General features: G+C 48.4%; 12 protein-coding genes and 1 tRNA gene. All 13 read right to left on the reverse strand.

Annotated elements, in window-relative coordinates:
• Window positions 1–17: 17 nt before the first annotated feature.
• Window positions 18–488: a 30S ribosomal protein S7 gene (gene rpsG / locus ACXAH4_RS17150; RefSeq protein ID WP_070123208.1), complete on the reverse strand. Its 471-nt coding sequence runs from the start codon at window positions 486–488 to the stop codon at window positions 18–20.
• Window positions 489–565: 77 nt separating this feature from the next.
• On the reverse strand, window positions 566–940 hold the full coding sequence (gene rpsL / locus ACXAH4_RS17155; RefSeq protein WP_070123207.1) for a 30S ribosomal protein S12: 375 nt from the start codon (window positions 938–940) through the stop codon (window positions 566–568).
• Between the two features lie 303 nt (window positions 941–1243).
• On the reverse strand, window positions 1244–5425 hold the full coding sequence (rpoC, locus tag ACXAH4_RS17160; protein WP_119502614.1) for a DNA-directed RNA polymerase subunit beta': 4182 nt from the start codon (window positions 5423–5425) through the stop codon (window positions 1244–1246).
• A 75-nt stretch (window positions 5426–5500) separates the two neighbouring features.
• Window positions 5501–9529, reverse strand: a complete 4029-nt coding sequence (gene rpoB, locus ACXAH4_RS17165; protein WP_474846211.1) for a DNA-directed RNA polymerase subunit beta — start codon at window positions 9527–9529, stop codon at window positions 5501–5503.
• Window positions 9530–9810: 281 nt separating this feature from the next.
• Complete coding sequence (rplL, locus tag ACXAH4_RS17170) at window positions 9811–10185, reverse strand: 50S ribosomal protein L7/L12 (RefSeq protein WP_474846213.1); 375 nt, start codon at window positions 10183–10185, stop codon at window positions 9811–9813.
• Window positions 10186–10241: 56 nt separating this feature from the next.
• Complete coding sequence (gene rplJ, locus ACXAH4_RS17175) at window positions 10242–10760, reverse strand: 50S ribosomal protein L10 (protein WP_474846215.1); 519 nt, start codon at window positions 10758–10760, stop codon at window positions 10242–10244.
• Between the two features lie 315 nt (window positions 10761–11075).
• Complete coding sequence (gene rplA / locus ACXAH4_RS17180; protein WP_119502618.1) at window positions 11076–11771, reverse strand: 50S ribosomal protein L1; 696 nt, start codon at window positions 11769–11771, stop codon at window positions 11076–11078.
• Between the two features lie 4 nt (window positions 11772–11775).
• Window positions 11776–12204 carry a 50S ribosomal protein L11 gene (gene rplK / locus ACXAH4_RS17185; protein WP_070123202.1) on the reverse strand — a complete coding sequence of 143 codons (429 nt, stop codon included), beginning with the start codon at window positions 12202–12204 and terminating at the stop codon, window positions 11776–11778.
• Window positions 12205–12408: 204 nt separating this feature from the next.
• Window positions 12409–13005: a transcription termination/antitermination protein NusG gene (nusG, locus tag ACXAH4_RS17190; protein WP_119502619.1), complete on the reverse strand. Its 597-nt coding sequence runs from the start codon at window positions 13003–13005 to the stop codon at window positions 12409–12411.
• A 1-nt stretch (window position 13006) separates the two neighbouring features.
• Entirely contained in the window at window positions 13007–13384 is a 378-nt protein-coding gene (gene secE / locus ACXAH4_RS17195) for a preprotein translocase subunit SecE (RefSeq protein WP_119502620.1), read from the reverse strand.
• A gap of 62 nt (window positions 13385–13446) precedes the next feature.
• A tRNA-Trp gene (locus ACXAH4_RS17200) sits at window positions 13447–13523 on the reverse strand.
• Window positions 13524–13765: 242 nt separating this feature from the next.
• Complete coding sequence (locus tag ACXAH4_RS17205; protein WP_474846217.1) at window positions 13766–15607, reverse strand: ABC transporter ATP-binding protein; 1842 nt, start codon at window positions 15605–15607, stop codon at window positions 13766–13768.
• Window positions 15608–15620: 13 nt separating this feature from the next.
• Entirely contained in the window at window positions 15621–16235 is a 615-nt protein-coding gene (locus tag ACXAH4_RS17210; RefSeq protein WP_474882759.1) for an RraA family protein, read from the reverse strand.
• Window positions 16236–16276 lie beyond the last annotated feature (41 nt).

The raw sequence follows: 16276 nt of genomic DNA on the forward strand, positions 1-16276 counted from the left end.
CTCAGTTTAAACGTTGATTACCAACGGTAATGTGCGAACGCTTTGTTCGCTTCGGCCATACGGTGAACGTCTTCACGTTTCTTAACCGCAGAACCTTTGTTGTCTGCTGCATCTAACATTTCAGCTGCAAGGCGTTGTGCCATGGACTTTTCGCCACGTTTACGTGCCGCTTCTACCATCCAACGCATACCCAGCGCGTTACGACGAACAGGACGAACTTCTACAGGAACCTGGTAAGTAGAACCACCCACACGGCGTGATTTAACTTCCACTGTAGGACGGATGTTGTCCAGAGCGTCTTCGAACACGTCTAAGTGTGCTTTGCCGGTTTTTTCAGCAACAATATCAAGCGCACCGTAAACAATCTTTTCAGCAACTGATTTCTTGCCGTCGAGCATTACGACATTCATGAATTTAGCAAGCAGTTGTGAACCAAATTTTGGTTCTGGTAGGATTTTACGTTGACCTACGACTCTTCTTCTTGGCATTTTACAATTCTCCGTATGAATTCAGGGAAATCCCAAAACTCTGATTACTTCAGTTTGGCCTTACTAACGGAGAACCGTTAAGATTTAGGCCGCTTCGCACCGTACTTAGAACGGGCTTGACGACGATCGTTAACGCCTGCGCAGTCCAGAGTACCGCGAACAGTGTGATAACGAACACCTGGTAAGTCTTTAACACGACCACCACGGATAAGAACAACGCTGTGCTCTTGCAGGTTGTGGCCTTCACCACCGATGTATGAAGACACTTCGAAACCGTTAGTTAAACGTACACGACATACTTTACGCAGTGCAGAGTTTGGTTTCTTAGGCGTAGTGGTATATACACGAGTACATACACCACGACGTTGTGGGCAAGCTTGCAGTGCAGCTACGTTGCTTTTTGCAACTGGCTGACGACGTGGCTTACGCACTAACTGGTTAACTGTTGCCATTAACTAGCTCCTGTTAGTAAAAAATGAAAACCCGATCCATGGTCGGGTCTGTTAAACGGCTTATTGAATCTGAAGCTTGTTGTAAACGTGCTCTACATTTACCCGCCCCGAAAACAAAAAAACCGCGGCCCTGTTTCAGTATGTCTTCGCTAAATTAAGCGGACTTACCAGAAATTGGGTCGCGGAATTCTAATGATCTCATAAGCCAGTGTCAAGGTGTACAAAGGATAACCAGGCGATTATTCACGTTTGCATACCCTGAATGCACTGAACGGCGAAATATCCACCGTTCAGTGACAAGTCTTACTCGTCTGATGCGTCTCCACCACTCACTTCAGCATTTAATGCTTCAGTCAGTGCCTGTTCTGCTTCAGCAGCAGATACAGACATCTCTTCAATGGCTTCAGCACGTTTCTGCATACGACGCTCGTGGTATGCGAAACCGGTACCGGCAGGGATCAGACGACCAACAATTACGTTTTCTTTCAGACCACGTAAATCGTCTTCTTTGCCCTGTACCGCGGCTTCTGTCAGTACGCGTGTAGTTTCCTGGAACGATGCTGCAGAGATGAATGACTCTGTAGACAGTGACGCCTTAGTAATACCCAGCAACTGTGTTTCATACAGTGCAGGCAGTTTACCGGCTTTTTCCATTTCACGGTTCGCGATCTTAACGTGAGCCACTTCAACCTGTTCGCCTTCCAGGAACTGAGTATCGCCGGCAGCAGTAATAATACACTTACGCAGCATCTGACGGATTACCACCTCGATGTGCTTATCGTTAATTTTTACACCCTGCAGACGGTAAACTTCCTGAACTTCGTTCACGATGTAGTTAGAAACCGCACTGATACCACGCAGACGCAGGATATCGTGTGGAGACTCAGGACCATCGGCCAGAACTTCACCGCGCTCTACAGATTCACCTTCGAACACGTTCAGCTGACGCCACTTAGGAATCATCTCTTCGTAAGCATCGGCACCGTCTTTCGGTGTGATAACCAGACGTTTCTTACCTTTGGTTTCTTTACCGAAACCAATGGTACCGGAGATTTCAGCCAGGATTGCAGGTTCTTTCGGCTTACGCGCTTCGAACAGGTCAGCAACCCGTGGCAGACCACCGGTGATATCACGTGTCTTCGAGCTTTCCTGCGGGATACGTGCTAACACGTCACCGGCATGAGCCAGTTTGCCATCTGCCGCTTCGATAGTGGTGAAGCTTGGCAGACGAATTTCCTGCAGACCCGTTTCTTCGCTTTCAAGAATAAGCTTAGGCTCTTTGGCGTTAACCTTAGCCAGGTCTTTAACCACAATACGGGTCAGACCGGTCAGCTCGTCCTGCTGCATCTCAGTGTTGGAGTCGTCGATATCTGCAAACGAGATCTTAGACGGACGCTCAACAATGATTGGGTGACTATGCGGATCCCAGTTCGCAACTATTTCGCCGGCTTCAACAGCAGCACCATCATCAACAGACAGGATTGCACCGTAAGGCACCTTATAACGCTCTTTCTCACGACCATGGCTGTCGATAACAGTCAGCTCGGTTGAACGTGAAACGATAACCACTTTGTCGTCGGTATTACGAACGAACTTAGCGTTATGCATTTTCAGGCTACCTGCAGTTTTAACCTGCACGCTGTTTTCTGCTGACGCTCTTGATGCCGCACCACCGATGTGGAATGTACGCATGGTAAGCTGTGTACCCGGCTCACCGATTGACTGAGCAGCGATAACACCAACAGATTCACCTTTAGCCACCATGTGGCCACGGGCAAGGTCGCGACCGTAACACTTAGCACAAACACCGAAGTCGTTGTCACAAGTGATAACCGAGCGAACCATCATCTGGTCAACAGAATTCTGTTCCAGCATGTCTACCAGCGCTTCGTCCAGCAGCGTGTTACGTTCAACCAGCACTTCGTCAGTACCCGGCTTGATTACGTCTTCTGCTACCACACGACCCAGTACACGCTCACGCAGCGGCTCTACAACGTCACCACCTTCAATCAGTGGTGTCATCTTCACGCCTTCAAACGTGCCACAGTCGTCATTGGTGATAACCAAATCCTGTGCAACATCTACCAGACGACGAGTCAGGTAACCGGAGTTCGCAGTTTTCAGTGCCGTATCGGCAAGACCCTTACGGGCACCGTGAGTTGAGATGAAGTACTGTAGTACGTTCAGACCTTCACGGAAGTTAGCCGTGATAGGTGTTTCGATGATTGAGCCATCCGGCTTAGCCATCAGACCACGCATACCAGCAAGCTGACGAATCTGAGCGGCACTACCACGAGCACCGGAGTCGGCCATCATGTAAACAGAGTTAAATGATGCCTGCTCTTCTTCTTCGCCGTCACGGTTAATAACGGTGTCCGTTTTCAGGTTATCCATCATCGCACGGGCAACTTTTTCGTTGGCGTTCGACCAGATATCGATAACTTTGTTGTAACGCTCACCGGCTGTTACAAGACCGTTCTGGAACTGTTCCTGAATTTCGATAACCTCGGCTTCAGCGCCTTCGATGATATCTTTCTTCGCATCAGGAATAACCATATCGTCGATACCTACAGACGCACCCGCGATCATCGCGTAGTGGAAACCGGTATACATGATTTGGTCAGCTGCAATAACAGTGTCTTTCAGACCCAGCGTACGGTAACACTCGTTAAGCAGTTTAGAGATCTGCTTTTTACCCATTGCCTGGTTGATAATTTCAAACGGCAAACCCTTAGGCAGGATCAGAGAGAAAATCGCACGACCAACAGTAGTGTCAGTTAATGTTACTTTCTCAGTTTTGGTGCCGTCTTCAGCAATGTCATATTCAGTAATACGTACTTTTACGCGTGCATGCAGTTCTGCCGCATCGGTACGGTACGCTTTTTCAGCTTCGTGCGGGCTGGTGAATACCATGCCTTCGCCGCGGCCGTTTACTTTGTCACGGGTCAGATAGTACAGACCCAATACAACGTCCTGTGAAGGTACGATGATTGGCTCACCGTTCGCAGGAGACAGGATGTTGTTGGTAGACATCATCAGGGCGCGTGCTTCTAACTGTGCTTCAATAGTCAGAGGTACGTGAACCGCCATCTGGTCACCGTCGAAGTCAGCGTTATATGCCGCACACACCAGTGGGTGCAGTTGAATCGCTTTACCTTCGATCAGGGTAGGTTCGAACGCCTGGATACCCAGTCTGTGCAGTGTTGGTGCACGGTTAAGTAACACAGGGTGTTCGCGGATGACTTCATCCAGAACGTCCCATACTTCCGGTGCTTCACGCTCTACCAGCTTCTTAGCAGCTTTGATGGTAGTCGCCAGACCACGGCCTTCCAGTTTGCCGTAGATGAATGGCTTGAACAGTTCAAGTGCCATTTTCTTAGGCAGACCACACTGGTGCAGACGCAGTGTAGGACCAACGGTGATTACAGAACGGCCTGAGTAGTCAACACGCTTACCGAGCAGGTTCTGACGGAAACGACCCTGCTTACCTTTAATCATGTCGGCAAGAGATTTCAGAGGACGTTTGTTAGAACCGGTAATTGCACGACCGCGACGACCGTTATCAAGCAGCGCATCTACCGCTTCCTGAAGCATACGCTTTTCGTTACGTACGATGATATCCGGCGCAGCCAGATCCAACAGACGCTTCAGACGGTTGTTACGGTTGATAACACGACGATACAGATCGTTCAGGTCAGAAGTCGCAAAACGACCGCCGTCCAGTGGTACCAGAGGACGCAGGTCCGGTGGCAGAACTGGCAGTACAGTCATGATCATCCACTCTGGCTTGTTACCAGACTGCTGGAATGACTCAAGCAGCTTCAGACGCTTAGTGATTTTCTTACGCTTAGTTTCAGAGTTGATTGAAGGCAGCTCTTCACGCATTGCAGCAACATCTGCATCTACGTCGAGGACTTTCAACAGATCGAAAACGGCTTCAGCACCCATTTTCGCTTCGAACTCGTCACCGTGCTCTTCAAGAGCATCCAGATATTCTTCTTCGTTCAGAAGCTGGCTGCGCTCTAACGTTGTCATACCAGGTTCGGTAACAACATAAGATTCGAAATACAGTACACGTTCGATATCACGCAGAGTCATATCCAGCATCAGACCGATACGTGACGGCAGTGATTTCAGGAACCAGATGTGGGCAACCGGGCTGGCCAGTTCGATGTGACCCATACGCTCACGACGTACTTTGGTCAATGTCACTTCAACGCCACACTTTTCACAGATAACACCACGGTGCTTCAGACGCTTATACTTACCGCAAAGACATTCGTAGTCTTTTACAGGTCCGAAAATACGCGCACAGAACAGACCATCACGCTCAGGCTTGAACGTACGGTAGTTGATGGTTTCAGGCTTCTTAACTTCACCAAATGACCATGAACGAATCATGTCAGGTGATGACAGACCAATTCGAATATTATCGAATTCTTCTGTCTTGTTTTGTTGCTTTAGAAACTTTAATAAGTCTTTCACATTACTCTCCCGGCGGAGTCAGTCTCTATAGCCCGGCGAACCGGGCCATCAAATCATACAATGGCGTTAGCCGTATTACTTTTCTTCCAGCTCGATGTTGATACCGAGTGAACGAATTTCTTTAAGCAATACGTTGAAGGATTCTGGCATGCCAGGCTCCATTCTGTGATCGCCATCAACAATGTTCTTGTACATTTTGGTACGGCCGTTAACGTCATCCGACTTAACAGTCAGCATTTCCTGCAGTGTGTAAGCAGCACCGTATGCTTCCAGTGCCCACACTTCCATCTCACCGAAGCGCTGACCACCGAACTGTGCTTTACCACCCAGAGGCTGCTGTGTAACCAGGCTGTAAGAACCGGTAGAACGGGCGTGCATCTTGTCGTCTACTAAGTGGTTCAGTTTCAGCATGTACATGTAACCTACCGTTACCGGACGTTCGAATTCGCGACCGGTACGGCCGTCGAACAATTGAATCTGTCCGCTTTCTGGCAGGTCAGCCAGTTTCAACATTGCTTTAATTTCTGCTTCTTTCGCACCAGAGAATACTGGTGTCGCAACAGGAACACCTTTACGCAGGTTTTCTGCCAGGCGACGTACTTCGTCATCGGTGAAGCTGTCGATGTCTACTTCCTGGTGATTCTCACCTAAGGTGTAAACTTCTTTCAGGAACTCACGCAGCTTAGCCAGTTCTTCCTGTTCTTTGATCATGCGATCAATCTTCACACCCAGACCGTGAGCCGCCATACCTAAGTGGGTCTCGAGGATCTGACCGATGTTCATACGCGATGGTACACCCAGCGGGTTAAGTACGATGTCTACCGGCGTACCGTTAACATCGTAAGGCATATCTTCTACAGGGATTACTGTTGAGATAACACCTTTGTTACCGTGACGACCAGCCATCTTATCACCAGGCTGGATGTGACGTTTAACCGCAAGGTAAACCTTAACAATCTTCAGCACGCCCGGAGCAAGGTCATCACCCTGGGTGATCTTGCGACGCTTGTTCTCGAACTTCTTATCGAAATCAGATTTGATTTCAATGTGCTGTTCAGCGATTTGATCCAGTTCGTTCTGTGCATCTTCGTTAGTCAGAGGGATCTCTAACCATTTTTCACGAGGCATGCTGTCTAACTTCGCTTCATCAACGCCTGCGTTGATCAGCAAGTTACGTGCACGGGCAAAGATACCGTCGGCCAGGATATTGAATTCGTCAGACAGGTCTTTCTTAACCTGACGTAACTGCATGTCTTCAATTTCCAGTGCACGCTTATCTTTTTCAACACCGTCACGGGTAAAGACTTGTACGTCGATAACAGTACCGTGAACAGAGTTAGGTACACGCAGAGACGTGTCTTTTACGTCAGATGCTTTTTCACCGAAGATAGCACGTAGCAGTTTCTCTTCTGGCGTCAGTTGCGTTTCGCCTTTAGGCGTTACTTTACCAACCAGAATATCGCCGCCTTTCACTTCCGCACCGATGTAAACAACGCCGGATTCATCCAGCTTGCCCAGTGCAGCTTCACCCACGTTAGGAATATCAGAAGAAATCTCTTCTGGCCCAAGCTTAGTATCACGGGCGATACAGCTCAGTTCCTGAATGTGGATAGTGGTGAAACGGTCTTCCTGTGCGACACGCTCTGAGATCAGAATCGAGTCTTCGAAGTTGTAACCATTCCACGGCATGAACGCGATACGCATGTTCTGACCAAGCGCCAGTTCACCCAGGTCTGTAGACGGACCGTCGGCCAGTACGTCACCGGCAACAATCGGGTCACCAACGTTACAGGTAGGTCTCTGGTTGATACAGGTGTTCTGGTTAGAACGGGTGTATTTCGTCAGGTTGTAGATATCGATACCCGCTTCACCCGGAAGCATCTCGTCTTCATCTACTTTGATTACGATGCGGCTCGCATCTACGTAATCAACCATACCACCACGTTTAGCAACAACAGTTACACCAGAGTCAACCGCAACGGTTTTCTCCATACCAGTACCAACCAGCGGTTTATCAGCACGCAGTGTAGGTACTGCCTGACGTTGCATGTTCGCACCCATCAATGCACGGTTAGCGTCATCGTGTTCCAGGAACGGGATAATGCTGGCAGCAACAGAAACGATCTGTTGAGGCGACACGTCCATGTACTTGATTTCTTCTTTTGGCATCAGCGTGGTTTCACCACGGTGACGTGAAGGGATCAGGTCATCAATCAGTGCGCCGTTTTCATCAACTGCAACGTTTGCCTGTGCGATCTTGAACTGACCTTCTTCGATGGCCGACAAATAGTCGATTTCGTCACTGATAACACCATCAATAATACGACGGAACGGTGTTTCCAGGAAACCAAAGTCATTGGTACGAGAAAAGCTCGCCAATGAGTTGATCAGACCGATGTTGGGACCTTCAGGGGTTTCGATTGGACACAGGCGACCGTAGTGTGTCGGGTGAACGTCACGAACCTCAAAGCCTGCACGTTCACGTGTCAGACCACCCGGACCTAATGCAGAAATACGACGCTTGTGCGTTACTTCTGACAGCGGGTTGTTCTGGTCCATGAACTGAGACAGCTGAGAAGAACCGAAGAACTCTTTAACTGCTGCAGAAATAGGCTTCGCGTTGATCAGATCCTGTGGCATTACGTTGTCGAGGTCGCCCAGAGACAGACGCTCTTTAACCGCACGCTCAACACGTACCAGACCTACACGGAACTGGTTCTCGGCCATTTCGCCAACAGAACGGATACGACGGTTACCCAGGTGGTCGATATCATCAACTTCGTCCTTACCGTCACGGATAAGGATAAGTTGCTTCATTACAGAAACGATATCGTCTTTGTCCAGCGTACCGGAACCAACCAGTTCTTCACGACCTAAACGACGGTTGAACTTCATACGGCCAACAGATGACAAGTCATAGCGATCTTCAGAGAAGAACAGATTGTCAAACAGCGTTTCAGCAGCATCTTTAGTTGGTGGTTCACCAGGACGCATCATCCGGTAGATTTCTACCAGTGCTTCGAGGCGATTTGTTGAGCTGTCGATACGCAGTGTATCTGAGATGTATGAACCGTGATCCAGTTCGTTGATATACAGAGTTTCAAACTCTTTAACACCGGCCTGGCTTAACTCAGCCATCAATTCCAGTGTTACTTCATCGTTCGCATTAACCAGTACTTCGCCAGTTTCTTCGTTCACGTAAGTACGCGCGAATACACGACCGATGAGGTATTCTGCAGGTACTTCTAACTCAGTGATACCCGCTTTTTCAAGCGCACGGGTGTGACGTGCAGATACACGACGACCGGTTTCAACGATGACTTCGCCTTCGTTGTCTTTGATATCAAACTGTGCAGTTTCACCACGCAGACGATCAGGCACAACTTCCATCAGAAGCTTATTGTCCTGAATGCGGATTTGTACTTTATCGAAGAACAGATCCAGAATTTCTTCTGTCGTCATTTCCAGCGCACGTAAGATAATCGTTGCAGGCAACTTACGGCGACGGTCAATACGAACGAACAGGTTATCTTTAGGATCGAATTCAAAGTCTAACCACGAACCACGGTAAGGGATAACACGTGCGTTATACAGTACCTTACCGGAAGAGTGAGTCTTCCCTTTATCGTGATCATAGAACACACCGGGTGAACGGTGTAACTGAGAAACGATTACACGCTCAGTACCGTTGATGACGAACGTACCGTTCTCTGTCATCAATGGAATTTCGCCCATGTACACTTCTTGTTCTTTGATGTCTTTAACCGTGCCCGGCGCTGCATCTTTATCGAACAACACTAAACGAAGTTTTACTCTTAATGGGGCTGAATACGTGACGCCTCGAATTTGACATTCTTTAACATCGAAAACCGGTTCGCCCAGACGATAGCTCACATACTGCAGCTCTGAACTGCCAGAGTAGCTCTTAATTGGGAAGACAGAACGGAAAGCAGCTTCCAGTCCGTACTGACCATCTGCATCGATTTCAATAAATTTTTTGAATGAATCTAGCTGAATTGAAAGGAGGTATGGAATTTCCAATACCTGTGGGTGTTTGCCAAAATCCTTACGGATACGTTTCTTTTCGCTATAAGAGTAAACCATGGGTTCCTCAGCCTGCTGATTTTTGACCCAACCTGCTGTCTGAACTAGTCAAACAACAAACTTCCACGACCCTTTTTCGGGGTAATTAAATAGCATACACCAAAATTTAACCAAATAGTTAGTTAAGACTTTGGTTTTCTGCTCATTTATTTAATTTCCGATATGCTTTTGGTGGATACAGTAAAGGGTTAAAAACTGTACACCCTACAGCGCAAAAAGGCTGGTGGTCAATATTAACCACCAGCCTTGCCGTTTCAGGCAGGTAATCTAAGCAAATTAGATTACTTGATTTCTACTTCTGCACCAGCTTCTTCAAGCTCTTTCTTCAGTGCTTCAGCTTCATCTTTAGCTACGCCTTCTTTGATAGCTTTAGGAGCTGATTCTACCAGTTCTTTAGCTTCTTTCAGACCTAAGCCAGTCGCGCCGCGAACTGCTTTGATTACTGCAACTTTGTTGCCACCGAATGAAGTCATTACAACGTCGAATTCAGTCTTTTCTTCAACAGCAGCAGCTTCGCCGCCTGCAGCAGGACCAGCAACTGCAACAGCAGCCGCAGACACGTTGAATTTTTCTTCAGCTGCTTCGATCAGTTCAACCAGTTCCATTACTGGCATTTCAGCGATCGCGTTTAAGATATCTTCTTTAGTCAGAGCCATTTCTCTAAACTCCCGGGATTAAATAGTTAAAAAAATCAATATGCCAAAAACGCCAATTACTTGGTGTCTTTGACCGCCGCCAATACACGCACAAATTTGGCAGGAACTTCGTTGATAGTTTGAACGAACTTGCCAACTGGTGCTTTGAAGGTCGCAAGAAGTCTTGCAAGCGCTTCGTCGCGGGTAGGCAGGGCTGCTACTGCATCCAGTTTCTCTGGACCAAGTAAACCACTACCAATTGAAAGTGCAGTAACTTTCAGCTTATCGTTAGTCTTACCGAAGTCTTTGAAAAGACGTGCCGCACCGCCCGGTGCGTCGATAGAGAAACCATAGATAAGCGGGCCAGTTAAGGCGCTTTCTAAGTCTGCAAAATTGCTGTCTGCCAATGCACGCTTAGCCAGAGTATTACGTACAACCTTCAGGTATACGCCTTGCTCACGGGCTTTAACACGCAGGTCAGTCAGTTCTGCAACTTCCATCCCACGGTATTCAGCAACGGCTACGGATAGAGCGCGAGACGCAACTTCAGAAACTTCTGCTACGATCTCTTTTTTTGCTGCTAAACCTAGTGCCACTGAGTTCACCTCATAAAATCTGATGTCCGTTCCGGTTACCCTTCCCGTTCATCAGTGTTCACAGATTGATACATCTACTTAAAGTAGATGTACCGCTCTACGGTGTTCGTTATCCCAGAGAGTCTGAGTCGAAACCACCGTCTGCGCAGGCTGTTGTATTAAGTTAAGCGTTGGTGCAAAAGTTCTCTTACCTCTTTTGCCGCTTAGCGCCTGCGGTCTTGGACGGGAGCTATCGTTATTCGCTTTTGGCGATATACAACAGCTCCAACCCATAACCTTTAAGAGACAGACGGGCTATGCCATCTGTAAAAAGTCTTACAGACCTACAGTACCTTTATCAACAGATACGCCAGCGCCCATAGTGGTGCTCAGGCTTACCTTCTTGATGTACAGGCCTTTAGCTGAAGAAGGCTTAGCTTTCTTCAGTGCTTCCAGAAGGGCTTCCAGGTTCTCTTGAATCTGGTTAGCTTCGAAAGCAATTTTGCCGATGCTGGCGTGGATGATACCGTTCTTATCATTACGGTAGCGAACCTGACCAGCTTTAGCGTTCTTAACTGCAGTTGCAACGTCAGGCGTTACAGTGCCAGTTTTAGGGTTAGGCATCAGGCCACGTGGACCTAAGATTTGACCCAGTTGACCAACAACGCGCATTGCGTCAGGGCTGGCAACCACTACGTCAAAGTCCATCTCACCCGCTTTAACTTTCTCAGCCAGGTCGTCCATACCTACGATGTCCGCACCCGCTTCTTTAGCAGCTTCAGCGTTTGCACCCTGAGTGAATACTGCAACACGAACATCTTTACCAGTACCGTTAGGCAGTACAGTTGCACCACGTACGTTCTGATCAGATTTCTTCGCATCGATACCCAGGTTGATAGCAACGTCTACGCTTTCTGCGAACTTAGCAGTAGCCAGTTCTTTCAGCAGAGCAACAGCTTCGTTGATATCGTAATCTTTAGTCGCGTCTACTTTCTCGCGGATCAGGCGAGCGCGTTTAGTCAGTTTAGCCATTCGATTAACCCTCTACGTTCAGACCCATGGCGCGAGCAGAACCCGCGATAGTGCGTACAGCAGCGTCCAGAGAAGCAGCAGTCAGATCAGGCTCTTTAGTCTTGGCAATTTCTTCCAATTGAGCGCGGGTAACTGTACCAACTTTCTCAGTGTTAGGACGGCCAGAACCACTCTTGATGCCAGCTGCTTTTTTCAGCAGATAAGACGCAGGAGGAGTTTTGGTTTCGAATGTGAAAGAACGGTCTTCGTATACAGTAATTTCTACTGGTACCGGAGCGCCTTTCTCAAGACTTTCAGTTTTTGCGTTGAAAGCCTTACAGAATTCCATGATGTTCACACCATGCTGACCCAGTGCAGGACCAACTGGTGGAGAAGGGTTAGCAGCACCTGCTGCAACCTGAAGCTTAATTAAGCCAGTTACTTTCTTAGCCATTTTAATGCTCTCGTTAGTGGGTATAACGCCTCGTAAATACTCGAGAATATTTACTCAATCGGCTTCCCGTTCGGTTTCGAAGGGCGCGTAATGTACAACAAATAGTCGACTTATGCAACCTTAAGTTTGAGAAATCCTGAAACAGGGCTCTCATAAAACAGAAAAACCTGCCGGAGCAGGTTTTTTCAAATACGCTATGTGCGATTAACCTTTTTCTACCTGACCAAATTCCAGGTCGACAGGGGTAGAACGGCCGAAGATCAGAACCGATACTTTTACGCGGCTCTTTTCGTAATCCACTTCTTCGACAACGCCGTTGAAGTCTGCGAAAGGACCGTCGGTAACACGAACCACTTCGCCCGGCTCGAACAGAGTTTTTGGTCTTGGCTTGTCTGTATTTTCTTCCAGACGGTTCAGGATCGCATCTGCTTCACGCTTAGTGATAGGCATAGGACGGTCAGAGGTGCCACCGATGAAGCCCAGTACACGAGGTACGCTCTTCACTAAGTGCCATGACTGTTCGTTCATTTCCATTTCTACCAGCACGTAGCCAGGATAGAACTTACGCTCTGACTTACGTTTCTGACCAGCACGCATTTCAACCACTTCTTCAGTAGGTACCAGTACCTGACCAAAGAACTTTTCCATTTCGTGCATTTTGATGTATTCAAGCAGCGTTTTCTTTACGCGGGATTCGTACTGCGAATAAGCCTGAACAACATACCAGCGCTTTTTATTTTCTGGTGCAGCGCTTTCTGATGCTGCCTGATTTTCTTCTGGTGTTTGATTCTCTTCAGACATCTTACACTCCAATTCCGGTGATGAAGGCAACTAAACGTACGATAATGCCGTCAAGGCCCCACAGCAGCAGTGCCATGATTAACGTCGCAGCCATTACGATTAGTGTTGTCTGGTTAGTTTCCTGACGGGTTGGCCAGATAACTTTACGCACTTCCATGCGGGATTCTTTGGCAAATGTGAGAAACGCACTGCCCTTTTCAGTCGTGGCCGCAATAAAGCCGGCTACAGCAACGACTGCAACGGCGACAAGCGCACGTACCAACACTGAAACCTCACCGAACATGTGGTTTGCAGCAATCAAACCGGCCAGTAATGCAAAGATCACTAACCATTTCATCATGTCCAACGGATTGGACGTACTTTCCGTTTTTTCGCTCATTTCACGATCCTAGCAATACTGCGTCGTCAGTCGCTACAACGTTCGCTATAGCATTTTAATTCTGGCAGGGGTGGAGGGACTCGAACCCCCAACCATCGGTTTTGGAGACCGCTGTTCTACCAATTCGAACTACACCCCTGTTGTCTGTACGGACAAATTTCAGTTGCACTTCCCTTGTGAATTCTGAGGCGTTTCTTTAAGGAAAATCGCGGATTCGCAAGGGAGGGACGCGTATTATACCCATCCTCGCTACAGATACAACACTGGCTGTCATCAAAATCCCTCTGGTGCAGCCAGTTTTGAATCACAAGGCCACTTATCTTCTTTCACCGGGGCGCCTTATTCTGCCTCTCCGGTATGGTTTCAATCCGTCTCTTTACCCTATTCCACACCGATAAAGCCGCCGGTCTGGTGCGCCCAGAGTTTCGCATAAATGCCGTTACGGGCAACAAGCTCACTGTGTGTACCCGACTCCACAATTTCTCCCCGGTCCAGCACCAGCAGCCGGTCCATTTGTGCAATGGTAGACAGCCTGTGGGCAATTGCCAGCACGGTTTTGTTGTCCATCACTGAATTCAGGCAATCCTGTATCGCTGCTTCAACTTCAGAATCCAGCGCCGAAGTCGCTTCATCAAGGATCAGAATGGGCGCATCTTTTAGTAGTACACGGGCAATGGCGATACGCTGTCTTTGACCGCCGGAAAGCTTCACGCCCCGTTCACCCACGTGGGCATCATAGCCGGTACGCCCTTCACTGTCGGACAGTGAAAGAATAAAATCATGGGCTTCAGCTTGCTTCGCCGCTTCTATCATTTCTTCTTCTGTGGCGTCAGTACGCCCGTAGATGATGTTATCCCGCACAGAACGGTGCATCAGAGATGTATCCTGGGTCACCATGCTGATTTTTTCTCTTAACGTCTCCTGTGAAACAGACTTTACCGGTTGTCCGTCAATGCGAATTTCACCACTATTGGTATCGTAAAAACGCATCAGCAGATTAACAAGGGTTGATTTTCCGGCCCCTGAACGCCCTACCAGACCAACCTTTTCACCCGGCTTGATGGCAATATCCAGTTGATTAAACACGTTGATGTCACGATTATCACTACCGGTATAGGAGAAGTTCACGTTATCAAAACGGATAGCGCCTCCTTTCACGGCAAGGGCGTCTGCATCGCCGGCATCTTTCACCTCAACAGGCTTCGCCAGCGTATTCATTCCGTCCTGTACCGTACCGAGATTCTCAAACAGCGATGATACTTCCCACATAACCCAGTGAGACATGCCGTTTAAGCGCAATACCAGACTGATGGCCACAGCGATGTCTCCCGGTGACACGATTTCATGCATCCACAGATAGACAGACAATGCGCCGATAGCAAAGATGAGTATGGCATTAGCCAGTTCCACACAGTTTTCCAGAATGGTCACCAGTCGCATTTGCGGATAAACCGTTTGCAGGAAGCCATCCATACTTTCTTTCGCGTAATCCGCTTCTCTCCGGCTGTGAGAGAACAGTTTTACGGTAGTGATATTGGTATAACTATCGACGATACGCCCGGTCATTACGGCTCTTGCATCTGCCTGAGCTTGCGATACCGCTTTCAGCTTCGGTACCAGAATGCGCAAAATACCAATGTAAACGAAGAACCAGATGATGAGTGGCATAGCCAGACGCCAGTCCGTTGAGAAAACCAGTACCACCATTGATATGAAGTACACACAGATGTACACCATCAGATCCAGCAGTTTCATTACGGTTTCGCGGACAGCCAGTGACGTTTGCATCACCTTTGTGGCGACACGGCCGGCAAATTCATTATGAAAGAAACTTAAACTCTGTCCCAGCAGATAACGGTGGGCCTGCCAGCGGATCCGCATGGGATAGTTTCCCATCAGCGATTGCCTGTTGAACAGAGAACGCAACAAAATACAGCCCGGGATTAATACCAGAACCACAAACCCCATTCCCGCCAGGGTCCACATTTCGTCCTGCAGGAATGTGTCACGGTCATGGGCTGAAAACCAGTCTACCAACTGACCCAGAAAGCCGAACAATGCCACTTCCAGCGCAGCAATAATTGCACTCAATAAGGATACAACAGCAATAATGCGCCACATTCCCCGTGAATAATGACGACAAAAAGCAACGATCCCCTCTGGTGGTTGGGTCGGGGCTTCGTCAGGGAACGGCCTGGTCAGCCGTTCAAAAAATGAAAACATGTGAGGGTCCGGGTTATTCTTTAAACCCTAGCTTAGTGAGGATGGATTCCACTTTTTCAAGATGATCATCCTGCCATTGTGCTAATGACACTGATGAATCCTTTTCATTTCTCTTTTTGGCGATATCCAGAACACTTGCTGCATCAGCCAGAGGAATAACCGCGATCCCCTCTTCGTCTGCAACAATGATGTCGCCCGGGTTCACAGTAACCCCACCGCATTCAACCGGCTGATTAAGGGGAGACAATACCTTCTTCGCGCCGGGTTTCGGACATACGCCTCTGGCAAAAACAGGAAATTCCATCTCCCGCACTTCCTGCACATCACGGATTACACCGTCGATAATAAATCCGGCAACACCCCGCTGCTGCGCTATAGCACACACGTTCCCGCCAGCCAGCGCGTACATATCATCGGCCTGTGCAACGATGATATCGCCCGGATTTGCACGGTATATTGCGGCATGAAGCATAAGATGGTCGCCGGGTTCACACTTAACCGTAAAGGCCGGCCCGGCAATACGTGGTACGGGTTGCCACAGTGAATGGATGTCGTAATATATGAACTGACTACGCGGCAATGCATCTGCATAATCGCACACGGAAACGGATAAAAACTCATCGTACATGGAGCCTCCTTTTCAGCCTGAGTGGTGAGTTGCGCTCCCCA

The organism is Alteromonas sp. ABV2_168 (assembly GCF_056161165.1).

Excerpts from the sequence above, each read along its gene's own strand:
- ACXAH4_RS17210 (WP_474882759.1), bottom strand. The coding sequence starts at position 16,235 with ATGTACGATGAGTTTTTATCCGTTTCCGTGTGCGATTATGCAGATGCA.
- rpoB (WP_474846211.1), bottom strand. The coding sequence starts at position 9,529 with ATGGTTTACTCTTATAGCGAAAAGAAACGTATCCGTAAGGATTTTGGC.
- rplK (WP_070123202.1), bottom strand. The coding sequence starts at position 12,204 with ATGGCTAAGAAAGTAACTGGCTTAATTAAGCTTCAGGTTGCAGCAGGT.
- rpsG (WP_070123208.1), bottom strand. The coding sequence starts at position 488 with ATGCCAAGAAGAAGAGTCGTAGGTCAACGTAAAATCCTACCAGAACCA.
- ACXAH4_RS17205 (WP_474846217.1), bottom strand. The coding sequence starts at position 15,607 with ATGTTTTCATTTTTTGAACGGCTGACCAGGCCGTTCCCTGACGAAGCC.
- rplL (WP_474846213.1), bottom strand. The coding sequence starts at position 10,185 with ATGGCTCTGACTAAAGAAGATATCTTAAACGCGATCGCTGAAATGCCA.
- nusG (WP_119502619.1), bottom strand. The coding sequence starts at position 13,005 with ATGTCTGAAGAGAATCAAACACCAGAAGAAAATCAGGCAGCATCAGAA.
- rplA (WP_119502618.1), bottom strand. The coding sequence starts at position 11,771 with ATGGCTAAACTGACTAAACGCGCTCGCCTGATCCGCGAGAAAGTAGAC.
- secE (WP_119502620.1), bottom strand. The coding sequence starts at position 13,384 with ATGAGCGAAAAAACGGAAAGTACGTCCAATCCGTTGGACATGATGAAA.
- rpsL (WP_070123207.1), bottom strand. The coding sequence starts at position 940 with ATGGCAACAGTTAACCAGTTAGTGCGTAAGCCACGTCGTCAGCCAGTT.